Origin of the sequence: Gordonia sp. (in: high G+C Gram-positive bacteria) (assembly GCF_047606305.1) — a bacterium.
Lineage (GTDB): Bacteria > Actinomycetota > Actinomycetes > Mycobacteriales > Mycobacteriaceae > Gordonia.
This window is the reverse complement of sequence record NZ_JASGER010000086.1, coordinates 39158-58706: the sequence shown is the minus strand read 5'-3', so window position 1 is coordinate 58706 and position 19549 is coordinate 39158. Positions and strand designations below refer to the sequence as shown.

General features: G+C 70.0%; 19 protein-coding genes. 5 read left to right on the top strand and 14 right to left on the bottom strand.

Annotated elements, in window-relative coordinates; all coding sequences use genetic code 11:
* Positions 1-38 precede the first annotated feature (38 nt).
* The 3 genes from QM634_RS12760 to QM634_RS12750 all read left to right on the top strand — a co-directional run bounded on the left by QM634_RS12760 (position 39) and on the right by QM634_RS12750 (position 1722).
* On the top strand, positions 39-515 hold the full coding sequence (locus QM634_RS12760; RefSeq protein ID WP_415043153.1) for a hypothetical protein: 477 nt from the start codon (positions 39-41) through the stop codon (positions 513-515).
* Between the two features lie 256 nt (positions 516-771).
* Positions 772-1410 (top strand): GNAT family N-acetyltransferase, encoded by a 639-nt coding sequence (locus QM634_RS12755; protein ID WP_415043152.1) that lies wholly within the window; start codon positions 772-774, stop codon positions 1408-1410.
* 36 nt (positions 1411-1446) lie between these two features.
* Positions 1447-1722, top strand: coding sequence for a hypothetical protein (locus tag QM634_RS12750; RefSeq protein WP_415043151.1), 276 nt, complete (start codon positions 1447-1449; stop codon positions 1720-1722).
* On the opposite strand, the gene QM634_RS12745 is transcribed toward QM634_RS12750, so the two are convergent.
* The 9 genes from QM634_RS12745 to QM634_RS12705 all read right to left on the bottom strand — a co-directional run bounded on the left by QM634_RS12745 (position 1703) and on the right by QM634_RS12705 (position 10310).
* On the bottom strand, positions 1703-2563 hold the full coding sequence (locus QM634_RS12745; protein ID WP_415043150.1) for an MBL fold metallo-hydrolase: 861 nt from the start codon (positions 2561-2563) through the stop codon (positions 1703-1705). The genes QM634_RS12750 and QM634_RS12745 overlap by 20 nt on opposite strands.
* Entirely contained in the window at positions 2560-3591 is a 1032-nt protein-coding gene (locus QM634_RS12740) for a TIGR03857 family LLM class F420-dependent oxidoreductase (RefSeq protein ID WP_415043149.1), read from the bottom strand. Before QM634_RS12740 ends, QM634_RS12745 begins: the two co-directional genes overlap by 4 nt.
* A complete protein-coding gene (locus tag QM634_RS12735; RefSeq protein ID WP_415043177.1) occupies positions 3591-4586 on the bottom strand; it encodes a phosphotransferase family protein in 996 nt (331 codons plus the stop codon). Before QM634_RS12735 ends, QM634_RS12740 begins: the two co-directional genes overlap by 1 nt.
* A gap of 208 nt (positions 4587-4794) precedes the next feature.
* Entirely contained in the window at positions 4795-5244 is a 450-nt protein-coding gene (locus QM634_RS12730; protein ID WP_415043148.1) for a nuclear transport factor 2 family protein, read from the bottom strand.
* A gap of 37 nt (positions 5245-5281) precedes the next feature.
* A complete protein-coding gene (locus QM634_RS12725) occupies positions 5282-5836 on the bottom strand; it encodes a Uma2 family endonuclease (RefSeq protein ID WP_415043147.1) in 555 nt (184 codons plus the stop codon).
* A gap of 138 nt (positions 5837-5974) precedes the next feature.
* Positions 5975-6643, bottom strand: coding sequence for a hypothetical protein (locus QM634_RS12720; RefSeq protein ID WP_415043146.1), 669 nt, complete (start codon positions 6641-6643; stop codon positions 5975-5977).
* 388 nt (positions 6644-7031) lie between these two features.
* Positions 7032-8669 (bottom strand): acyl-CoA synthetase, encoded by a 1638-nt coding sequence (locus tag QM634_RS12715; RefSeq protein WP_415043145.1) that lies wholly within the window; start codon positions 8667-8669, stop codon positions 7032-7034.
* Between the two features lie 151 nt (positions 8670-8820).
* The gene (locus tag QM634_RS12710; protein ID WP_415043176.1) at positions 8821-9552 is read right to left on the bottom strand and encodes a class I SAM-dependent methyltransferase; all 732 of its coding nucleotides are present in this window, start codon (positions 9550-9552) and stop codon (positions 8821-8823) included.
* Between the two features lie 17 nt (positions 9553-9569).
* Positions 9570-10310 carry a TetR/AcrR family transcriptional regulator gene (locus QM634_RS12705; protein WP_415043144.1) on the bottom strand — a complete coding sequence of 247 codons (741 nt, stop codon included), beginning with the start codon at positions 10308-10310 and terminating at the stop codon, positions 9570-9572.
* Positions 10311-10354: 44 nt separating this feature from the next.
* On the opposite strand from QM634_RS12705, the gene QM634_RS12700 reads away from it, so the two are divergent.
* Complete coding sequence (locus QM634_RS12700) at positions 10355-11542, top strand: glycosyltransferase family 4 protein (protein ID WP_415043143.1); 1188 nt, start codon at positions 10355-10357, stop codon at positions 11540-11542.
* Here QM634_RS12700 and QM634_RS12695 read toward each other — a convergent pair.
* On the bottom strand, positions 11499-13232 hold the full coding sequence (locus tag QM634_RS12695; protein WP_415043142.1) for a hypothetical protein: 1734 nt from the start codon (positions 13230-13232) through the stop codon (positions 11499-11501). The genes QM634_RS12700 and QM634_RS12695 overlap by 44 nt on opposite strands.
* A 9-nt stretch (positions 13233-13241) precedes the next feature.
* Positions 13242-14162 (bottom strand): HpcH/HpaI aldolase/citrate lyase family protein, encoded by a 921-nt coding sequence (locus tag QM634_RS12690; protein WP_415043141.1) that lies wholly within the window; start codon positions 14160-14162, stop codon positions 13242-13244.
* 75 nt (positions 14163-14237) lie between these two features.
* Between QM634_RS12690 and QM634_RS12685 the strand changes: the two genes are divergently transcribed.
* Positions 14238-15452 (top strand): polysaccharide biosynthesis protein, encoded by a 1215-nt coding sequence (locus tag QM634_RS12685; protein ID WP_415043140.1) that lies wholly within the window; start codon positions 14238-14240, stop codon positions 15450-15452.
* On the opposite strand, the gene QM634_RS12680 is transcribed toward QM634_RS12685, so the two are convergent.
* From QM634_RS12680 to QM634_RS12670, 3 genes are all read right to left on the bottom strand, one after another.
* Entirely contained in the window at positions 15346-16140 is a 795-nt protein-coding gene (locus QM634_RS12680) for a polysaccharide deacetylase family protein (RefSeq protein WP_415043139.1), read from the bottom strand. The genes QM634_RS12685 and QM634_RS12680 overlap by 107 nt on opposite strands.
* A gap of 92 nt (positions 16141-16232) precedes the next feature.
* Positions 16233-16913, bottom strand: a complete 681-nt coding sequence (locus QM634_RS12675; protein WP_415043138.1) for a slipin family protein — start codon at positions 16911-16913, stop codon at positions 16233-16235.
* A 406-nt stretch (positions 16914-17319) separates the two neighbouring features.
* A complete protein-coding gene (locus QM634_RS12670) occupies positions 17320-19524 on the bottom strand; it encodes a 3-hydroxyacyl-CoA dehydrogenase NAD-binding domain-containing protein (protein WP_415043137.1) in 2205 nt (734 codons plus the stop codon).
* Positions 19525-19549 lie beyond the last annotated feature (25 nt).

Sequence of the window (19549 nt, the reverse complement as noted above, 5' to 3'; positions counted from 1 at the left end):
GGGAGTACCGTCGAATCCGGACGGAAGGAGCTCGGATCATGAAGAACGCCACCCGATTCGCCGGCCTCGCGGGCGCGACCGCCGTCGCGCTCACCGCTCTCGTCGCACCGCCTGCGGCTCACGCCGCACCGCCGCCGGTGTCCCCCGCGACGCCGGGAAAGTACGTCACCCACGAGACCTTCTCGGGCTACATCGACGTGACCAGCATGCGCCTGACGGACCGCACGCTGCGCTTCACCGCCCGCTTCATCTCGACGCGCGGCGAGTTCCCGGTCAACCGCCTCTACTTCTCGGCCAAGGGCGGGGGTACCACCTACCGCTTCCCCACCAGCAACCTGCCCACCCGCCGCCTGGCGTCGGGAGACCGGACCATGGGCGTCGTATCGTTCCAGGTCAACGGCCCGCGGCCGACGATCGTCTCCTACCGCGACGCCCAGGGCCACCTGCTGGCCACCTGGCCGGTTCGCAGCACGTTGCCCCCTCGTTCAGGGTCGTCGGGGTCATCAGGCTCGTGATGCACCCGTGCATCACCGCCGTTTTGATGCACGCTGCATCACCGGTCTGAGCGTGATGCACCGTGCATCACCGGGTTCCGGAGCCTGCTCCCTACGCCACGTCCCGCCCCTCGCGGATGGCACTGAGGATCTGCGCAGTACCGACTCGGCCCCTGATCGATTTCCTCGCCTGCCGGATGACCTCGGCATTGTGTCGGGCCACATCTGCGCGTCGATGCTTGCGCAACGGCCCCCTGTGGACGAGCCTGAAATGTGCATGAGCACCCCAACGATCAGGCCGTACAACGCCAGCGACCGCGCCGAGCTCCTCACGCTCGCCCGGCGCGCGGGTGAGAGCGCGCCGTCGGAGTCCCTGTGGGGCCACGAGCCCTCCGAGCTCGACGTCTATCTGACCCCCTACCTCGACGACGAGCCCGAGTCCGCCTTCGTCGCCGAGGCCGACGGCAAGCTGGTCGGCTATCTCGTCGGATCGCTGGGCACGGGCAAGGTGAAGAGCGAGGACGACCGCATGACCGCGGCCATCGCGCAGTACCGCCTCTTCCTCATCCCGAGCGTCGTGCGCTTCCTGCTGCGCGCGGCGGTCGACTCGATGCGCAACCGGGGACGCTCGGCCGGCGAGCTCGACGATCCGCGCTGGCCCGCACACCTGCACATCAACGTCGCACCCGAGGCACGGGGAACCGGCGCCGCCGGTGAGCTGGTCGCCGCCTTCGTCGACCACGCGCGCGAGTCGGGATGCCCGGGGATCTACCTGCAGACGCTGGTCGAGAACGAGCGCGCCACCCGCTTCTTCACCCGCCACGGCTTCGAGCCGCACGGCGACGCCCCGCGGGTCCCCGGGATGCGCTACCGGGGCAAACCGGTTCACCAGCTCACGATGGTGCGGTCGCTGTGAGCCGGGTTGTCGGGGCGCGGGCCTAGGCTCATCGGTATGGAGTTGCGCCACATCTGCGAGGTCTGCGGCCGCGACGAGGTGCTCACCCCCGAGGCCGCCCTGGAGAGCGGCTGGGACTACCCGCCGAACATGGGCGCCTTCGGCGTGGTCGCGCCGCGCAAGTGTGGTGACTGCGGCATCCGCGACACCCTCTGGTGGGCGCTGGCCGTCGAGCACGTCCCCATCGACCAACTCTCGTCGGCGCAACACACCGTCGCCGAACGCATCCACGGCGAGCCGGAATCAATCCTGATCAGTGGGGACGACGAGTAGTCGCCGCAGACCCGACGCCCAGCTCCACCATGTGCTGGCCGATCATGATCTCCTCGACGGCGTCGGCGTACCAGGGTCGTCGACCCTCCAGCCGGTAGATCACTCCCCTGCCCACCATGTCGCGCGCAGATTCGGCACCGCCGGCGACGAGGGCGAGGATCCGCTCGTCCCGCGCATCGAGTGCGGCGGCGTGCGTGCCGAGGACCGACAGGTACTCCGGCCGGTCGTCGTACGGTCCCTTGTGGTGGAAGGTCGTGTAGACGCCCGCGTCGATCTCCGCGCACCGCGCCAACGACCCGCGCACGTCGGACAGCTCCGACCCGATGTCTGCGTAGAACGGTCCGAACGCCATCAGGTCCACGTCGGCGATGTACAGCACCCCGTCGGGCTCGATGAGGAACCCGCAGTGCCCGGCGGTATGCCCCGGCAGCGGCACCACCCGGATGCGCACCCCGCCGCCGACGTCGATCACCGCGACGTCGCTGAACCCGACGGCATCGGGCCGCTCGGACCAGCGGAACCGCTGGCGCAGCTCCTCGCCCATCGGCGCCGACTCCAGCCCGGTGACCCGTGCAAACTCCTCCCACGACTGCACACACGCGAGGTCGCGCTCGTGCACCATCACCGGCGCCGACGTCTCGCCGAGCCCGACGACGTGGTCCTCGTGGTAGTGGCTGAGCACGATGAGGTCGGCGTTGGGGGTGGCCGGATGGTCCAGCGACGCATCGATGCGCACGACGGTGTCACCGCCGCGGACCAGCAGCGGATTGCCGCGCGGAAAGGTGCCGTCGTCACTACCGCGCAGCACCTCGACGTGCTCGCTGAGTCGCTCGGCAGTCATGCGCGGTACGCCGCAATCACCGGCTCGAGCTCATCGGGCGTCGCGCCGTGCATGATGACCGCGTCGGCGCCGTGACCCAACTCCTCGCGCACCCGCGCCGCACACTGCGCCGGTGAACCGGTCGCCGCCGGCTCGAGCCACTCGTCGGGGATGAGTGTCGCGATGTGCTCGATCTGCTCGGGCGTCGCCTTGTGGTCTATCCCGCCCGGCACCGACAACACGACGGGGTCGGCCCGGAAGCGCGTGAGCACCGCCGGGTCCCACCCGTTGGTCGATACGAGAAGGTCGCCGTACCCCTGCAGGTAGGTCGCCAACCGCGCGACCGTCTTTTTCAATCGCACCTGCTCGGGCAGGTGATCGCCGACGGTGGCCAGGCACGACCAGACCCGCACCGAATCGGGATCACGACCGGCTTCCTCGGCGGCGCGCTTGACCTTCGCGACGGCCCGCTGCAGCGTCTCCGGCGTGAAGTAGGTGTGCAGGATGACGTCGTCGAAAGCGCGGCCGCCCAGCGCCAGAGTCTTGGGGCCGAACGCGACGATCGCCAGTCGGATGTCCTCGCGGAAGTCGCGGTCGAGGAACAGCACCTGGTACGTCCCGATCGGGCCGTCGTGCCCGACGATGACCTCCCCGTGCCACAGCCGCCGCATCACGTCGGCGAAGTCCTCCATCTGCGCGGTGGTCACCGATGGGATGCCGAACCCGGAGTAGACCGCGGCGATCCCGCGCCCGATGCCGAGCGTGAACCGACCGCCGGAGAGCCGATGCATCGTCGTCGCCCACGACGCGGTGATGAGCGGGTGCCGGGTGTTGTGGTTGGTCGCGGCCGTGGCGATCTGGATCCGATCGGTCACCGCGCATGCCGCGCCGGTCAACGACGCCGCCTCTTTGACGTTCCAGCGCTCGGAGATGAAGGCGGTGCCCAGTCCGAGCTCCTCGGCCCGACGCGCCTCGTCGAGCAGCGTCGCCGGATTGTCGGCGCCGGCGCCCGCCAACAGGTAGCAGCCGAGCTCGTCGAGCACCGCCATCAGCCGACCGCCTCGTCGACGAGCGCCAACGAATCGTGGTCGCCGAGCGCCCGTGCCCCGCGCGCCAGCATCGTCGCGGCCATCTCGTCGCCGCGCTCGGTGACCGCGGAGAACGCGTAGCCGAGGGTAGTGATGAGGGGGATCTGCAGCATGCCCAACCGATAGTCGCGCCAGCAGTCCTGCGCGGTGTAGTCGCCGACGCCGTGGGTGAGCAGCGCCGCGTGGTAGCGGTCGACCAGGTCGCGCTCGTGTTTGCGCCGCACATCGGGCAGCAGGCTGGTCCCGACGAAGTAGGCGAGGTCGCGGGCGGGCAGGCCGACGGTGAGCGTCTGCCAGTCGACGACGGTGATCGACGAGTCGCCGGGGGTGAACAACATGTTGTCCAGTCGGTAGTCGCCGTGCAGCAGCGCGAAGCGGTCGGGTTCGAGGCCGAGCCACGGAGTGATGCGGTCGGCGGCGGCGCTGATCGTCGCGCGCGCCTCGTCGTCGAGCCGGTCGCCGATCTTGTCCAGCGTGATGTCGGTGGCCATGCGCGCGAGCTCGCCCATGCCGCCGGCGAAGTCGGGTGTCGGCTTGGGCATGGTGACGCCGGGGAACTCGACCCACGCGGGGTCGCACCAGCGGGGCCCGTGCAGACCCGCCAACGCCTCGACGGCCAGCCGTGCGCGCGCCGGCCCGCACCCGTCGAGCTGATCACCCTGGACCGCCGGCGCAAGGTCGTCCATGAGCAGGACGAACTCGGTGCAGTCCTCGCTGACCTCGCAGTGGTGCACGACCGGCAGCGGCACGGCGACCGTGTCCGCCGCGTTCGCGTAGAAGGAGTGCTCGGCCCGGTAGCTCAGCGACACCCGCTCGCGCACATCCGCCTCCTGCGACGGCAGTTTCGCGATGAGCGGGGCGGTCGGCCGTCCATCGGTCCGTGTCGGTCGGACGCGGTAGGTCGCACCCGTCTGACCGGTTCCCACCGGCTCGACGTCGACGTCGGCGATCGCCATGCCGAGTACCTCGCCGAGCCACGCGGGCGTGATGTCGCCGGGTGCACAGGGAATCGCTGGCACGACCGCCGCCCTTCGGTTGACAGATTTTCAATCTTGTCTAGCAGGGTTGCGGGTGGGGCCGGGCGAATACGGCTGACATTTTCTGCGCCTCACACGAGGTCCGACGGGAATATCCCTTCGACGACCCGCTCAGGCGCAGAAAATGTCAGTCCTCGGTGACGAACGGGTTGTTCTCGAACCAGATGTTGTCCTCGACAAGCTTCTCGCTGCGCCAGCCGTCCTCGGTGCGCACGAGGCTGTGGTTGTAGTACCCGCCGCAGAACGACGGCCCGTCCACGCCCGGGATCTGCAGCGGGTTGTAGAACTGGGCGCGCACGGTCGCGCGGTCACCGTCGAACGTGGTGTCGATGTTCATCACGCAGTGCATGGTCATCGGCAGCAGGGTCAGGTTCTTCGACAGCCAGTCGACTGTCTCGTCGAGCGTCCCGGCCTCCCCGTGCGGCGCCGACGTGTAATCGATGTACGCGTCGGGGGTGAACACCGTTCGGTACAGCTCCCAGTCGCGCTCATCGACGGCGGTCGCGTACCGGGTGAGCAGGCGGCGGATCTCCGCCTCGTCGAGCATCAGCTTCAGGGCGTCTTGATCAGAACTCATCGCGGGTTGACCTCCGGAAGTCGGGTTTCTCGTCACGCTAGCCGCGACGGGTCAACTCCGCCGGGACTACCGCGATCTCGAACGGATCGGTCAGGCTGAGTGTCTCCCTGCCCACGGCATTACCCGCATCGACGTAGTCACCGTCGCGCAACGCCCACGCGGTGATCGATGGGCCTTCGGGGTCCACCACCCAGTAGTTCATGCACCCGGCGCGGCGCAGCCGATCCTTCTTGAGGAGCAGATCGACGGCACGAGTCGACGGCGAGAGGATCTCGAAGGCGAGCGTCGGTGCGACGGCCATGCCGGCGGTGCCATAGTCATCGATCGGCGCGACGACGAGGTCGGGCTGGATCACCGTGTCGTCAGCCAAAACGACATCGAGGGGGGCGTACATGACCTCGTGATCGCTCGGACAGCATTGGCGGAGCAGCTGGTACAGATTGCCGCTGATCCGCTGATGGATGGTGAGCGGCGATGGACTCACGACGAGAATCCCGTCGATGAGTTCGTACCGGTGCCCGTCATCAGGCATTGCTTTCAGGTCGGCACGGGTCAACGCGCGGCCGCGCGGCAAGCCCAGTACCTCCGTCATGACTGCCACTGTATGCCTCCCCATCCGTCACAACCACGGAACCTAGGTCGCTGACCTGAGCAGACGCGGGGCTCGCCGCTCATTTGACTGGCGACTGCGGACAGTCGTCAATTGTGGACTGCGCCCTCACACGAGACGTCAGCCGGCGACCTGCGACCCCGCGAAGTAAGCGACGCGGACCTGGACCCGCTTCGGCGGGCCGAAGTCCGGCGACCCCGAGCCGAGCTCGCCGACCGCGACGGTCCAGAACGGCGTCGACCGATCGAAGGCGGTCTTGGCGTCGACGCCCTGCAGGATCACGTCGCGCAGGTCCCCGGTGCACGAGTACGCGCCGACCATCCCGTCGGCCCGACCTCCCCATGCCCCGCCGACTCGCGCGCGGCACCGGCGACCGTCGGCCAGCTCGACGCCCCACGGTTCGGGCTCGGCGAGCGGTTCGGCGTTCACCGGCAACCGCCCGGAGCCGACCACCCATTCGTTGAGCTTCTTCTCCCACGGCGCGGTGCCGCACAGCAGTTTGCCGCCGGTGCCCTGCCAGCAGACGTCAGCCACATCGGCCGATGCGCCGCACCCGCCGAAGACGCCCATGGTCGTCGCCGCGCGACTGATCTGGGCGTAGGAACAGTCGATCACCCGATCGGACGACGACGGGTCGAGGTGATAGCCCTTGGCCGGTTTTCCGTCGACGACGGCGACGATCGTCTCCACCTTCGTCGACTTCAACGGTCCGGCGCCGGGCCGGACGTCGCAGCCGACCATCCCCATCGCCAACAGGGCCGCCCCGACGATCACGATCAGTTTGCGCATAGGACCACCATGCCTGAAAGTCGCCTGCGCATCGTGATCAACGCGTGATCGGACTCCCAGGGAATGTCCAGTTTGCCCAAAGCTCTTGTTGCGGTCCGCCCGATACGTTCGTGTCGGTTGAAGAGTTCGACCCCCAACGAAAGGACACGCTATGCGTCACCATGGCCCTTACCGCCCGGGTCCCGGCCCGCGCCCCCCGTACAACCACGGCCCCTACGGCCACGGCCCTTACGGCCCGCGCCCGCGCCGCTTCCGTCGTCGTTACTACGACCGCCGTTACCGTCGCTGGATGTGGGGCTGGTTCTGAGCCGACCTCCGCATCTGACGGACACAGAAGAACCCGACTGCCGTGCTGGGCAGTCGGGTTCTTCGTTGTCCGGGTGTTCGCTCAGTCGTCGAGCGGGCCGGTCGGCAGGAGCCGCTTGACGAGCTTGCCGGTCGGGTTGCGCGGCAGGTCGTCGACGAAGACCACGTCGCGCGGCACCTTGTACCGGGCGAGGTTCGACTTCACGTGGGCGCGGATGTCTTCGGCGGTGGGCTTGGCGCCCTCGGCGGGCACGATGAACGCGCGCAGCCGCTTGCCGAACTCCTCGTCGTCGACGCCGATCACGGCCACGTCGGCGACGTCGTCGTGCGCGGCGAGCAGGTTTTCCACCTCCTGCGGGTAGAGGTTCTCACCGCCGGAGACGATCATGTCGTCGTCGCGGCCGGCGATGTGCCAGAGCCCGTGGTCGTCGACCAGCGCCATGTCGCCGCTGGACATGTACCCGTCGATGACCTGCTTGTTGCGACCGTCGGTGTAGCCCTCGAACGGCGCGCCGTTGCGCACGAAGAGCCTCCCCGGGGTGTTCTTGGCCTTGATCTGCTTGTCGTTGTCGTCGTAGAGGCGCAGGTAGCTGGAGACCGGCGGCTTGCCGATGGTGCCCGGCGAGAGCCGCAGGTCCTTGGGCTGGGCGACCGACGCGACGGCGACCTCGGTGGAGCCGTACAGGTTGTAGAGCGTGTCGCCGAAGGTGTCCTGCCACCGCTCGCACAGCGCCGGCGGCAGCGCCGACCCCGCGACGACGACCGTCGTGAGCGAGCTGGTGTCGTACTTCTTGATGACGTCGTCGCCCAGGGCGAGGATCCGGTAGAGCATGGTCGGGACCGCGACGAGGACCTGGGCCTTGTTGTCGGCGATCGCCTTGAGCGTCTTCTCCGGGTCGAAACGGCGCATCAGCACCGCGGTGTTGGCCAGCGCCGTCGAGACGCCCCACATGGCCCAGCCGGTCGCGTGGAAGATCGGGCTGACGATGACCGCGGCGCTGTGCTGCGGAAACGGGATCCGGTCGAGGATCAGCGCACTGGCGAACGGCGACAGCTTGGCGCGATGCGCACCCTTGGGCAGGCCGGTGGTGCCGGAGGTGAGGATCACGAAGCCGGCGAACTCCTTGGGCAGCGGCACCGCCGACGTGTCGCCGGTCGTGACGATCTCCTCGAGGACCCGCACCCCCTTCGGCGGCTTCTTCTTCGAGTCCTTCCACGTCAGGTAGCGCTTGTCCGCGGGGAAGTCCTCGACGAGCTCGCTGAACTCCTCGTCGTAGAACACGGCCTTGAGGCCCTCACGCTTGGCGACCTCGTTGAACTGCGGCTTGGAGAAGCCGGTGTTCATCATGGCCAGGCGGACCCCGGCGCGGCCGGAGCCGGCGATGACGGTCAGCAGGCCCCGGTGGTCACGGGCGATGATGCCCACGACGTCACCCTCTTTGAGGCCGTCGGCGTGCAGCTGGTTGGCGATCGCGTTGGCGCGCTTGTCGAACTCGGCGAACGTGATCGTGCCGGCCTCGTCGACGATCGCCGGCTGGTTCGGGTCCTCCTTGGCGACGTGCCCGACGACGGTCGCGACCGGTCCGATGAGCTTGCCCAGCTTGACCGCCTCGGCGAACTGCTTCGGCTTCTTCAGGTCGATGGCGCCGGAGGACTGCAGCACCTTCACCGCCCCGAAGGTGTCGGAGACCTGATCGCGGATGTCGCTCAGCTTGGACATGGGGACCTTTCGTTCTGACTACACGCGTTGTCTGAAGGCTCAGCCTAGCGGTTGTGATGCCCGCCACGCTACCCGGCCTGGCTGCTGAGATCCGCACGATTCCACACCGCCGACGTGACTATCGCGCCGACAACCCACCAGCGTGCAGATCTCAGTCGACCGTCAACACCATCACCAGGTTCGTCGCCGCCACCTCGCGCAGACCGGGCACGCGCAGCACCCACCACATCCAGCGTGGCAGATAGCGCGGGAAGGCCGCGACCAACCGTGCCCCCCGGGCCCGGCGCGCCCAGGCCAGACCGTCCGCCGCCGTCACCGTGAACAGCGACTCCCCGTACAGGTTCTTCGGCGGGTGCCCGTGCCGCCGGGCGTAGCGCGCCGCGGCCCGATGACCGCCCAGGTAGTGCGACAGCCCCATCTCGTGGCCGCCGAACGGACCCCACCAGAGCGTGTAGCTGATGACGACGGTCCCGCCCGGCCTCGTCACGCGGATCATCTCGTCGGCCATCTCCCACGGTCGGGGCGTGTGCTCGACGACGTTCGACGACAGGCAGGCGTCCACCGAGCCGTCGGCGAAGGGAAGCGCCTCCCCCGCCGCGCGGACGGTCGTGCGGTGGGCCAACCCGGCGGCGTGCAACTCCCCGGCATCCGGGTCGACGGCCAGGTACCGCGCACCCCGCTCGGCGAAGGCGTCGGCGAAATACCCCGGTCCCCCGCCGACGTCGAGCACGACCGCTCCCTCGATCCCGCCGTCGACGACCGCGTCGACCATCGCGGCGGTGTCCCGCGCCAGCGCACCGTAGAACCGTGCCGGGTCGGACTGCTCGTACCGGAAGTCGCGCAGCAGCCCGCGCGCGCGACGGAAGGTCGCGAGCCGGCGCATCGGTGCGTCGACGCGCATCAACCCCGCCCCACCCGGGCCACCACACCGTCGACGATCAAGCCGAGCGTGTACTCGAACTCCACGTCGATCTCGCGCGGATAGTCGGGCACCTGCGCGACCGCGGGGAAGTGCGCGGGGTCGAGGGCGGCGTTGTACTCGCGCATCTCCTCGACCTCGGCCTTGTCCTCGGGCGTCCCCTGCACCGCGGCACCGACGACGAGCCGACCGAGCGTCGTATAGGTGTCGGCGGCATCCGACGGCGACAGGCCGTCGCGGATCATCTGCCGGATGCCCATCTCGGCGCGATAGATCGCGACCGGGCCGGCGGGCCGGCGCAGCAGGAACAGGCGCGCCGCCGCGGGGTGACGCCGCAGCACGCGGTAGCTGGTGCGCGCACCGATGCGGATGCGCTCGGCCAGGTGCTCGACCCCCGGCCGCGCCGACGACCCCTTCAGGTCCTCGGCGAGCTCGAGCATCATCTCGCCCATCAGACGGTCGACGATCAGCGCCTCGAGCTCCTCCTTGCCGCCGGGCAGCTGTCGGTAGAGCGTGGCCGTCGAGGAGTCGAGCTCCTTGGCCAGCGTCCTCATCGACAGCGCCTCGGCGCCGCCCTCGTCGAGCAGCCGCAGTGCGACGTCGCAGATCTCGTCCAGCGGGCGCGACGGCCGCCCCCGACGGCTCGTCGACGGCGTCTTCGGCGTCTCGCGGCGCGCCCACCAGCTCGGGGAGCCCGGCACGAGGTCGGCGTCGTCGGTCACGACCACGAGGGTACCGCCGACCCCCGCGTATCCTGGTCGGCGTTATGCCGACCTCCACCGCCCCCGCCGTCGCCCTGCTCTGCTGGCGCGACCTGGACCACCCGCAGGGCGGCGGCAGCGAGCGCTACGTGCAGCGCGTCGGCGCCGAATTGGCCGCTCGGGGCATGCGGGTCGCGCTGCTCACGGCGGCCTTCCCCGGGTGCGACGACGAGACGGTCGTCGACGGGGTGCGCATCATCCGGCGCGGCGGACGACTGACGGTCTACCCGCGGGCCCTGCTGACACTGGCGGGCGCGCGCCTCGGGGTGGGGCCGCTGCGCGGCTTCGCCCCCGACGCCGTCGTCGACACCCAGAACGGCGTGCCCTTCTTCGCCTCGCTGCTGTCGCGGCGGACGGTCGTGCTGGTGCACCACTGCCACCGCGAGCAGTGGCCGGTCGCCGGTCCGGTCCTGTCCCGACTGGGCTGGTGGATCGAGTCGCGCCTGTCCCCGTGGGTTCATCGGCGACGGCGGTACGTGACGGTGTCCGAGCCGTCGCGCGCGGAGCTGGTCGACCTCGGCGTCGACGCCGACCGGATCGACGTGGTGCGCGCCGGGATCGACCCGCCCCCCATCGCCGACCGTGCCCAGAATCCCGCCGACCGTGCCCAGAAATCCGCCGACCGTGCCCATAATCCCGCCGACCGTGCCCAAGATCCGGGCGGGCGGATCGTCGTGCTCTCCCGGTTGGTCCCGCACAAGCAGATCGAGCACGCCCTCGACGTCCTGGCCGCGCTCGCCGAGGAGATGCCCGACGTGACGATGGACGTCGTGGGCGGCGGCTGGTGGTCCGACGAGCTGCGCGAGCACGCGCGGAAGGTCGGGGTGGGCGACCGCGTCACCTTCCACGGCCACGTCTCCGAAGAGCGCAAACACCGCCTGCTCGCCGGCGCGCGCGTGCACCTCATGCCCTCGCGCAAGGAGGGCTGGGGCATCGCGGTGGTCGAGGCCGCCCAACACGGTGTGCCGACCATCGGCTACCGGGCATCGGCCGGGCTCACCGATTCCATCGACGACGAGGTGACCGGCATGCTGGTGGACGGTCGCGACGAGCTGATCGCCGCGACGCGCAAGCTGCTGGAGAATCCCGGCTTCGCCGTCGAGCTCGGTGCCGCCGCGCGCGAACGGGCGGCCGGGTACTCGTGGTCGGCTACCGCCGACGGCTTCGAGCGAGTCTTCGCGCGGCTGCGCTGACCGCCGCCACCAGCGCCGCCAACCAGAGCAGGTGCGCACCGAGCACGATCGCCCGCCGCGCCGCCGACGCCCCGTCGACGATCACCGGGTTCTCGACGCGGTAGAGCTGGAGCCAGTCACCGGTGAAGACCGGGGCGACGGAGGTGATTCCGCGGGGGGTCCCGTTGCGATCGGGCTCTTCGACGAGCACCCAGCCGACGCCCATCCCGGCGAGTTCCGCCGACCCTGCGCCGCGCTGGAGCGCGCGCTGCACCCGCGCCGCGCGGCTCGACGGATCGGCGTCGACCCGCTTCCCGTCGACGGTCAGTTCACCGGTCTCCAGCACCGGTGCGCGCAGGAGTCGGCGGGCCGGATCGAGGCTCTGCGTCGGCGCGAAGGAGTAGTCGCGCGTCATGCCGGTCGGCCAGAGCGCGACAGCACCCCGGTCGGCAGGGACCGTGTCGGCGACCGTTTGCCAATCCTTCGGGAGGTCGACGGGGTGCAGGCGCAGCGCCGCGTCGGGCAGGGGGGCGACGACGAACAGCGCGACTGCCGCGACGGCGAATCCGCCGGGGATCAGCTTGGTCAGTCCGCGGACCGCCGCGGCGGCGCCGATCGCGACTGCGGGCAGGAGTAGGGCCAGGAATTTCTGGGTGTCGCGGAGGAGTCCGGCGCCCGGGACGTGCTCGATCAGCGCGCGCATCATCGCCAGTCCGGGCGCCGTCGAGGCGAGGACGACCAGGGTCGCGGCGGCCAGGGCGAGCAGTGCGCCGGCATTTCGGGTTGCGGGGTCTCGATACAGATTCTCGCTGCGCTCGAATTCACTCGACCACCGATATTCGGTGGCCGTGTGCCGGCAACCCCGCACGACGACATACCAACCCACCCCCACAACCCCCAGGAACAGCACCGTCGCGACCGCCGCCCACCAGGTGGTGCGGCTCGCGGGAACGGCATCGGCGTTCCAGATCCCGCCCATCCCGAGCGCGGTGAAGACCCGGCCCAATCCAGGCTCGGCGCGCAGCGCAAAGACGCCGGCGGCACCGGGGTCCGCGGGCGCCGACGTCGTATTCGCCGCCGTCGCGACGAGCCACGGCAGCGCCCCCACGACGACCGGTGCGAGCGCCGCGGCGGACCGTCGACCATCCTTGACCCACACCGCCGGAGCGATCACCGCGACGAGCACCGCGACCGCGGCGAGCAACGACCCCGTCGGGGTCAGCCCCGCACCGACGACCGCGGCCCACAGCAGCGCCCACCCCGACCGTTCGGATCGTCGGATACGCCCACCGGCCAGCACGATCCACGGGACCACGGCATACCCGGCGAGCAGACTCCACTGCCCCTGCATGAGGCGCTCGGCGACGTACGGGTTCCAGACCGCGACGAGGGCGGCCGCGCAGGACGGCCCCCACCCGCCGCCGACGACCCGCCCGGCCAGCAGCCCCGCCCCGACACCGGCCAGCACCAGCGCGAGCCAGGTGAGCGCGATGACGACGACGGTGCCCGGCACGACGTGACTCGCCAGCGCGATCAGCGCGTCTTGGGGAACGGCGCGCGCCGGGGTCTCGCCCAGGCCCAACGCGGCGTCGGTGAGGAAGGAGCGCGGCGTCGACACCGCGTCGCGCATCAGCAGCGGACCGCCGCGCAGCCCGGCCCCGATGACCAGTGCACTGCTCGCCGCACTGGTCGCGAGCAGCGGGCGCGACACGACCGGCCCCTAGTAGTGGTAGGTGTCCGACGGTGCGGCCGAGTGACCGGACTCGTCGGTGGAGTAGCTGCTCGAGGTGATGCCGTAGGCGCGCGCGAGGTCGAGGATCTTGGTCGCGCGGGCGATACGGGGAAGGTCGGAGCCGTTGCGGATCTCGCCGCCGTCGCGGTCGAACTCGGCGAAGAACTCGCGCGCCCAGGAGATGTCGTCCTGCGACGGGGAGAGCCCCTCGTTGACCGGGGCGCACTGCTCGGGGGTCAGGCAGATCTTGCCGGTCATGCCGAACTCGACGCTGACCGCCGTCGCCTCGGACAGCTTGAGCGCGCTGGAGCCGACGGTCGGGCCGTCGATGGCGCTGGGCAGGTGCGCGGCCTTCGCCGCGATGGTGAACCGCGACCGCGCGTAGGCGAGGGTCTGCGGGTTCTCGCCGAAGCCGGTGTCGCGGCGGAAGTCGCCGATGCCGAAGGCCAGGCGGAAGGTGCCCTTGGCCGACGCGATCTCGCCGATGCGCTCGAGCCCGCGGGCCGTCTCGACCAGCGCGACGATCGGCACGCCCGGCACCCGGCTGGCGGTCTCGGTGACGTGGTCCATCGACTCGACCATCGCCAGCATGATGCCGCCGATCTTGGTCTTCGACAGCGCGGCCAGATCGTCGGCCCACCAGGGGGTGCCGAAACCGTTGACGCGGACCCAGTCCGCGTTGCCCTCGTTGATCCAGCGCACGGCGTTGTCGCGCGCGGTGACCTTGTCCTTCGGCGCCACCGCGTCCTCGATGTCGAGGACGACGATGTCGGCGCGCGAGCGCGACGCCGGTTCGAAGCGCTCGTACTGGGCGCCGTTCACCAGCAGCCAGCTGCGCGCGAGCACCGGGTCGATGCGCGATCCGACGTCGTCGGAGTCGGGGTTCGTCACGAATTCCTGGTCGTACACGCCCACTATCGTCGCCTATCGACGGGGGCGATGCCAAAGCGCGGCCGCGGGTTGGTGACCAGGCACACTGAAGGCGTGAAGACGGGCGGTGGTTCTGCGGCGGCATCGGTCGGCGCGGTGACCGTCGGGTCGATGGTCGCGAACGTGGCGGCCTACCTGGTCGCGATCCCGGCGAGCCGGTCGCTCGGCGCCGTCGACTACGGGGTCTTCGGGGTGGTCATGGCCGCCATGGTGGTGGTCGCGGCACCGTCGATGGGCGTGCAGGCGGTCATCGCGCGGGAGGTCGTGCACGGGCGCACCGGCCTGACCCGGCTGGCCTGGCAGACGGCACTGTTGGTGGCCCTGATCTCGGTGGTCGCGGGGGCGGTGCTGGTGCCGCTGACCCGCATCCCGGTGGCCGCCGCGGCCGCCGGGTTGGTGATGGCTCCGCTGATCACGCTGACCGCGGCGGCCCAGGGCTTTCTGCAGGGTCGCGGCGAGTTCCGGCGCCTCGGCTGGGTGCTGGGGATGGTCGGGGTGCTCCGGTCGGGGCCGATGATCGTCGCGCTGCTGGCCGGCGCGTCGGCGACCGTCGCGCTGTGGGTGGGTGCCGCGGGGACGTTGGTGGCGGCTGTCCTGACAATTTCTGCGGCCCACGGCGGGAGGGATGGGAATATCCCGTCGACCGTCTCCACAGCGGCAGAAAATGTCAGGCAGGTACTGGGCGCCTCCCAGGTCCAGCTCGCCCTGCTGCTCGCCGTCTCCCTCGACCTCCTGCTCGCCCGGGTCGTGCTGTCGGACGCCGACGCCGGGGTCTATGCGCTGGGGGCGGTCGCGACGAAGGCCGCGTTCTGGCTTCCGCAGGCCATCGGGACGGTCGTGTACCCGCGGTTGGCCGCGCCCGGTCGGGGCCGGTCGCTGCGGATCGCGCTCGCGGTGGTGACGGCCATCGGGGTGGTGACGGTCGCCTCGACGTGGCTCGTCTCCCCGCTCGTGCCGCGGATCGTCGGCGACGAGTACCGGCCGTTGACGGGGAACCTTTGGTTGTTCGCCGCGAGCGGCGCGATCCTGTCGGTCCTGGCCCTGCTCCTGCTGGCGGTGATCGCAGCGTCGCGCACGGTCATCGGCGTGACGGTGTGGGTGGCGGCGGCGCTGGAAGCAGGCGCGATCCTGCTCTGGGCCCACTCGGTGACGTCGCTGGTGCTCATAGCGACGGCGTCGGCAACGGTGATGACGACGGCGTGTGCGGCGCTGGTGGCGGCAGGAAGTAGTCCGCAAGCGTCACCATCTGCAGCCCGCGGCGCACGATGATGTGCATGATCTCGTCGTAGACGTGGGTGACGGTCGGGAAGTTCGCGTGGCCGATGACCACGTGCTGCGCCTGTAGGTACTCGCGCGCCTGGCCGACCAGGAACTGCTCGGTGATCAGTCCCGAGTCCGACAGCGAACCCTCCCACAGCGTCGGCACCGTGTAGCCGAGGTCGGCGGCGACCCTGTCCACGGCGTCGTTGCGGTAGCCGAAGGGCGGGCGGTAGTACGGGGTGCCGTCGACGCCGAATTCGTTGCGCAGGAAGACCTTGGTCTGCTGCAGCTCGTCGGCGCACGCCTGCTCGGTGAGCGACGTCAGGTCGGGGTGGGTCCACGTGTGGTTGCCGAGTTGGACCTGCCCGGTGTCGACGAGGGGGCGCAGCAGGTCGCGGTTCTCCCGCCACGAGGCGTAGTGGCCGGTGACGAAGAAGGTGAACCGCGCGCCGGTGTCGCGGGCGAAGCGACAGTAGGCGGCGACGACCTCCGGGCTCGCCCCGTCGTCGACCGTCAGCGCGAGGTAGCGACCCGGGCCGGGCAGCCGGGTGACGGGCAGCTCGGCGACCGGCACCCGCACGGCCGGCGGCCGGCCGGCAAGTGGCAGGCGGGGTCGGGGGGTCGCGCTGTGCGACGGGGAACACCCGGCGAGTACCCCGGCGCCGACCAGCGCCGTGAGAAAGTCCCGTCGGTCCATTCCCGCACGGTAGACCGGCCCGGGGGTGCCCGACGGAAAACGGGCCCGCACCCTTCGGTGCGGGCCCGTCCTCCTCGGGCGCAGCGGTCCCGTCAGTCGACGTCGTCGGCGGCGTCGCCGACCGACAGCACGACCTTGGTGCCGTAGGGCACCGACTCGACCAGGCGCATGCGCGCCAGCGCCGGGTGCTGGTCCAGCATGCGGCCGGCGTTGGCCAGGCTGCGCAGCGCGGCGGTCTCGGCCCGCGCGGCCTCCAGCTTTGCCTGACCGCGCGACTTCGCGGTGATCAGCTCCATGGCCGCCGCCCGGATCTCGTGCGGCAGGATCACGTCGCGGATCAGCACGGCACGGACCGCGATGCCGACCGGCTCACCGGCGGCAGCCGCGGCCGCGGTCAGGGCGTCACCGTCGACGACGTCGCTGCGCCCGACCAGGTCGTCGACCGCCACCGACGCGCACGCGGTGCGCAGGGCGATCTGCGCGGCCACGTACACCGCGTCGATCGGGTCCTCGGCCCGCTCGGCGTACCGCACCGGGTCGACGACCGCCAGCCGGATCGCCAGCGATACGCGCACCGGCACGCCGTCGGCGGTCAGCACTTCCTGCGGCGCGACGCGCACGATGCGCTCGCGGGTGTCGACGCGCACGACGGTGCTGCGCGCATCGACGCGGTGCGCACCCGGGTTCAGGACGCGCTCGAGCCGTCCGTCCCGGTATTCCAGGGCGGTCTCGCCGGGGTTCACGACCCAACGGTTTCGGTTGAAGATGGACATTGCGCGCCTCCTTTCCTCGTGTGCGCAAAGTTCTGCTGTATTCGGTTTGTCGAGGCACAGCGGCGGGCACCGCCCGCGGGCGAGGCCGACGGTGGGGTGTCCGGCAGCAGCCGGGCACCGCAGGACCCTCGGTCCTCGTGCCCCCGCGGACGGCGCTCCAGTCTTGAGAGGACTCGAACCTTCTGGGCTCTTGGCGAGCCGTGCCACTTGGAGGATTCAGCTGCGCGACGTGCGGGACCCGGTTGCGGTACCCCGGCCGGGCCGCGTGCGCGTGACTGCTTCCGGGCGAGAACTCTCCCACCGTCGACGCGGGCGGGCAATCGAATATTCGACAGTCGGGGTTTCGTCGCAACGAAAAGACCCCGCACCGGCGAACGGTGCGGGGCCTTCTCGGCTTGCGGGACGCTTAGGCCTTGGCCTTGACCTTGGTCAGCGTCTCGTTGGTGAGCTTCTCACCCTTCTTGGCCTTATCAACCAGCGAGGCCGGGGGCTCGAAGTTCGAGCCGTACTTGGACGCCAGGTCCTTGGCACGGTCGACGAAGCCCTGCACGCCGCCCTCGTACTGGTTGATGTACTGGATCACGCCACCGGTCCACGGCGGGAAACCGATGCCGAAGATCGAGCCGATGTTGGCGTCCTCCACCGAGGTCAGCACGCCCTCGTCGAAGCACTTCACGGTCTCGAGGGCCTCGGCGAAGAGCATGCGCTCCTTCATGTCCTCCAGCGGGATCTCCTTGCTGCCGGACTTGAAGTGAGTGCGGATCTCCGGCCAGATGAGGCCGCGCTTGCCGTCGGTGTAGTCGTAGAAGCCCTTGCCGTCCTTCTTGCCGGTACGGCCCTGGTCGACCATCCAGTCGATGACGGCGTACGAGCCGTGCTCCGGGAACTCCTTGCCCTCGGCCTTGGCCGCCGCTTCGGTCTCCTTGCGGATCTTCTGCGGCAGGGTCAGGGTCAGCTCGTCCATCAGCTGCAGCGGCGGCGCCGGGTAACCGGCCTGCGAACCCGCCTGCTCGATGAACGCCGGCTCGACGCCCTCGCCGACGGCCGCGACGGCCTCGTTGATGAAGGTGCCGATGACGCGGCTGGTGAAGAACCCGCGGCTGTCGTTGACGACGATCGGGGTCTTGCGGATCTGCAGCGTGTAGTCGATGACCTTCGCGAGCACCTCGTCGGAGGTCTTCTCACCCTTGATGATCTCGACCAGCGGCATCTTGTCGACCGGCGAGAAGAAGTGGATGCCGATGAAGTCCTCGGGCCGCTTGACACCCTCGGCGAGGATGGTGATCGGCAGCGTCGAGGTGTTCGACCCGAGCACGGCGTCGGGCTCGACGACGTCCTCGATCTCCTGGAAGACCTTCTCCTTGACCTCGACCGACTCGAAGGCGGCCTCGATCACGAAGTCGACGCCCTTGAAGTCGGCCGCGTCCACCGTCGGGTGGATCCGGTCGAGCAGCGCCTTGGACTTCTCCTCGGTGGTCTTGCCGCGCGAGAGTGCCTTCTCCTCGAGCTTGACCGAGTAGTCCTTGCCCTTGTTCGCGGCGTCGATGTTGATGTCCTTCAGCACGACCTCACAGCCGGCCTTGGCACTGACGTACGCGATGGCCGCGCCCATCATGCCGGCGCCGATGACGCCGACCTTCTTGGCGGTGTACTTGTCGAAGCCCTTGGGCCGCGAGCCGCCGCCGTTGATGTGCTGCAGGTCGAAGAAGAACGCCTTGATCATGTTCTGCGCGACCTGGCCGGTGACCAGCGAGACGAAGTAGCGCGTCTCGACGAGGTCGGCGGTGTCGACGTCGACGTAGGCGCCCTCGATCGCCGCGGCCATGATGGCGCGCGGAGCCGGCATGTTGGCGCCCTTGATCTGCTTGCGCAGCAGCGCCGGGAAGGCCGGGAGGTTGGCGGCGACCGCCGGGTTGGTGGGGGCACCGCCCGGGATCTTGTAGCCCTTCACGTCGAAGGGCTGCTGGGCCTCGGGGTTGGCCTTGATCCACTTCTTCGCGGCCGGGACCAGCTCCTCCACGGTGCCGACGACCTCGTCGACCAGACCGGTCTCCTTGGCCTTGGCCGGGCTGAACTGGGTGCCCTGCAGCAGGACGCCCATCAGGGCGTTCTGCATGCCGAGCAGGCGCACGGTGCGGACCACGCCGCCGCCGCCGGGCAGCAGGCCGAGGGTGACCTCGGGCAGGCCGATCTTGGAGCCCTTGGTGTCGGCCGCGACGCGGTAGTGGCAGTGCAGCGCCAGCTCGAGGCCGCCGCCGAGGGCGGCACCGTTGATGGCCGCGACGACCGGCTTGCCGAGGGTCTCCAGGCGGCGCATGACGGCCTTCATGCCGTTGGCGCGCTCGGTGATCGCGGTGGCGATCTCCTCTTTGCTCTCCTTGCGCTCGGCGCTCATGTCCTTGAGGTCGCCGCCGGCGAAGAAGGTCTTCTTCGCCGAGGTCAGCACGACACCGGTGATGTCGTCCTTCTCGGCCTCGAGGCGGTCCACGGTGGCCGCGATGGAGGTGACGAACAGGTCGTTCATCGTGTTGGCGCCCTGGTTCGGGTCGTCCATGGTCAGGATGACGACGCCGTCGGCGTCCTTCTCCCAGTTGAACATGTTGTCGCTCATGGTTCTTCTCTCTTCAGGTCTGGTC

Bases quoted from the DNA above. Each gene is read 5' to 3' on its own strand.
- QM634_RS12730 (WP_415043148.1), bottom strand. From the start codon at position 5,244: ATGAGTTCTGATCAAGACGCCCTGAAGCTGATGCTCGACGAGGCGGAG.
- QM634_RS12760 (WP_415043153.1), top strand. From the start codon at position 39: ATGAAGAACGCCACCCGATTCGCCGGCCTCGCGGGCGCGACCGCCGTC.
- QM634_RS12750 (WP_415043151.1), top strand. From the start codon at position 1,447: ATGGAGTTGCGCCACATCTGCGAGGTCTGCGGCCGCGACGAGGTGCTC.
- QM634_RS12700 (WP_415043143.1), top strand. From the start codon at position 10,355: ATGCCGACCTCCACCGCCCCCGCCGTCGCCCTGCTCTGCTGGCGCGAC.
- QM634_RS12675 (WP_415043138.1), bottom strand. From the start codon at position 16,913: ATGTCCATCTTCAACCGAAACCGTTGGGTCGTGAACCCCGGCGAGACC.
- QM634_RS12740 (WP_415043149.1), bottom strand. From the start codon at position 3,591: ATGGCGGTGCTCGACGAGCTCGGCTGCTACCTGTTGGCGGGCGCCGGC.
- QM634_RS12755 (WP_415043152.1), top strand. From the start codon at position 772: ATGAGCACCCCAACGATCAGGCCGTACAACGCCAGCGACCGCGCCGAG.
- QM634_RS12680 (WP_415043139.1), bottom strand. From the start codon at position 16,140: ATGGACCGACGGGACTTTCTCACGGCGCTGGTCGGCGCCGGGGTACTC.
- QM634_RS12715 (WP_415043145.1), bottom strand. From the start codon at position 8,669: ATGTCCAAGCTGAGCGACATCCGCGATCAGGTCTCCGACACCTTCGGG.
- QM634_RS12670 (WP_415043137.1), bottom strand. From the start codon at position 19,524: ATGAGCGACAACATGTTCAACTGGGAGAAGGACGCCGACGGCGTCGTC.
- QM634_RS12720 (WP_415043146.1), bottom strand. From the start codon at position 6,643: ATGCGCAAACTGATCGTGATCGTCGGGGCGGCCCTGTTGGCGATGGGG.
- QM634_RS12725 (WP_415043147.1), bottom strand. From the start codon at position 5,836: ATGACGGAGGTACTGGGCTTGCCGCGCGGCCGCGCGTTGACCCGTGCC.
- QM634_RS12710 (WP_415043176.1), bottom strand. From the start codon at position 9,552: ATGCGCCGGCTCGCGACCTTCCGTCGCGCGCGCGGGCTGCTGCGCGAC.
- QM634_RS12745 (WP_415043150.1), bottom strand. From the start codon at position 2,563: ATGACTGCCGAGCGACTCAGCGAGCACGTCGAGGTGCTGCGCGGTAGT.
- QM634_RS12735 (WP_415043177.1), bottom strand. From the start codon at position 4,586: ATGGCGATCGCCGACGTCGACGTCGAGCCGGTGGGAACCGGTCAGACG.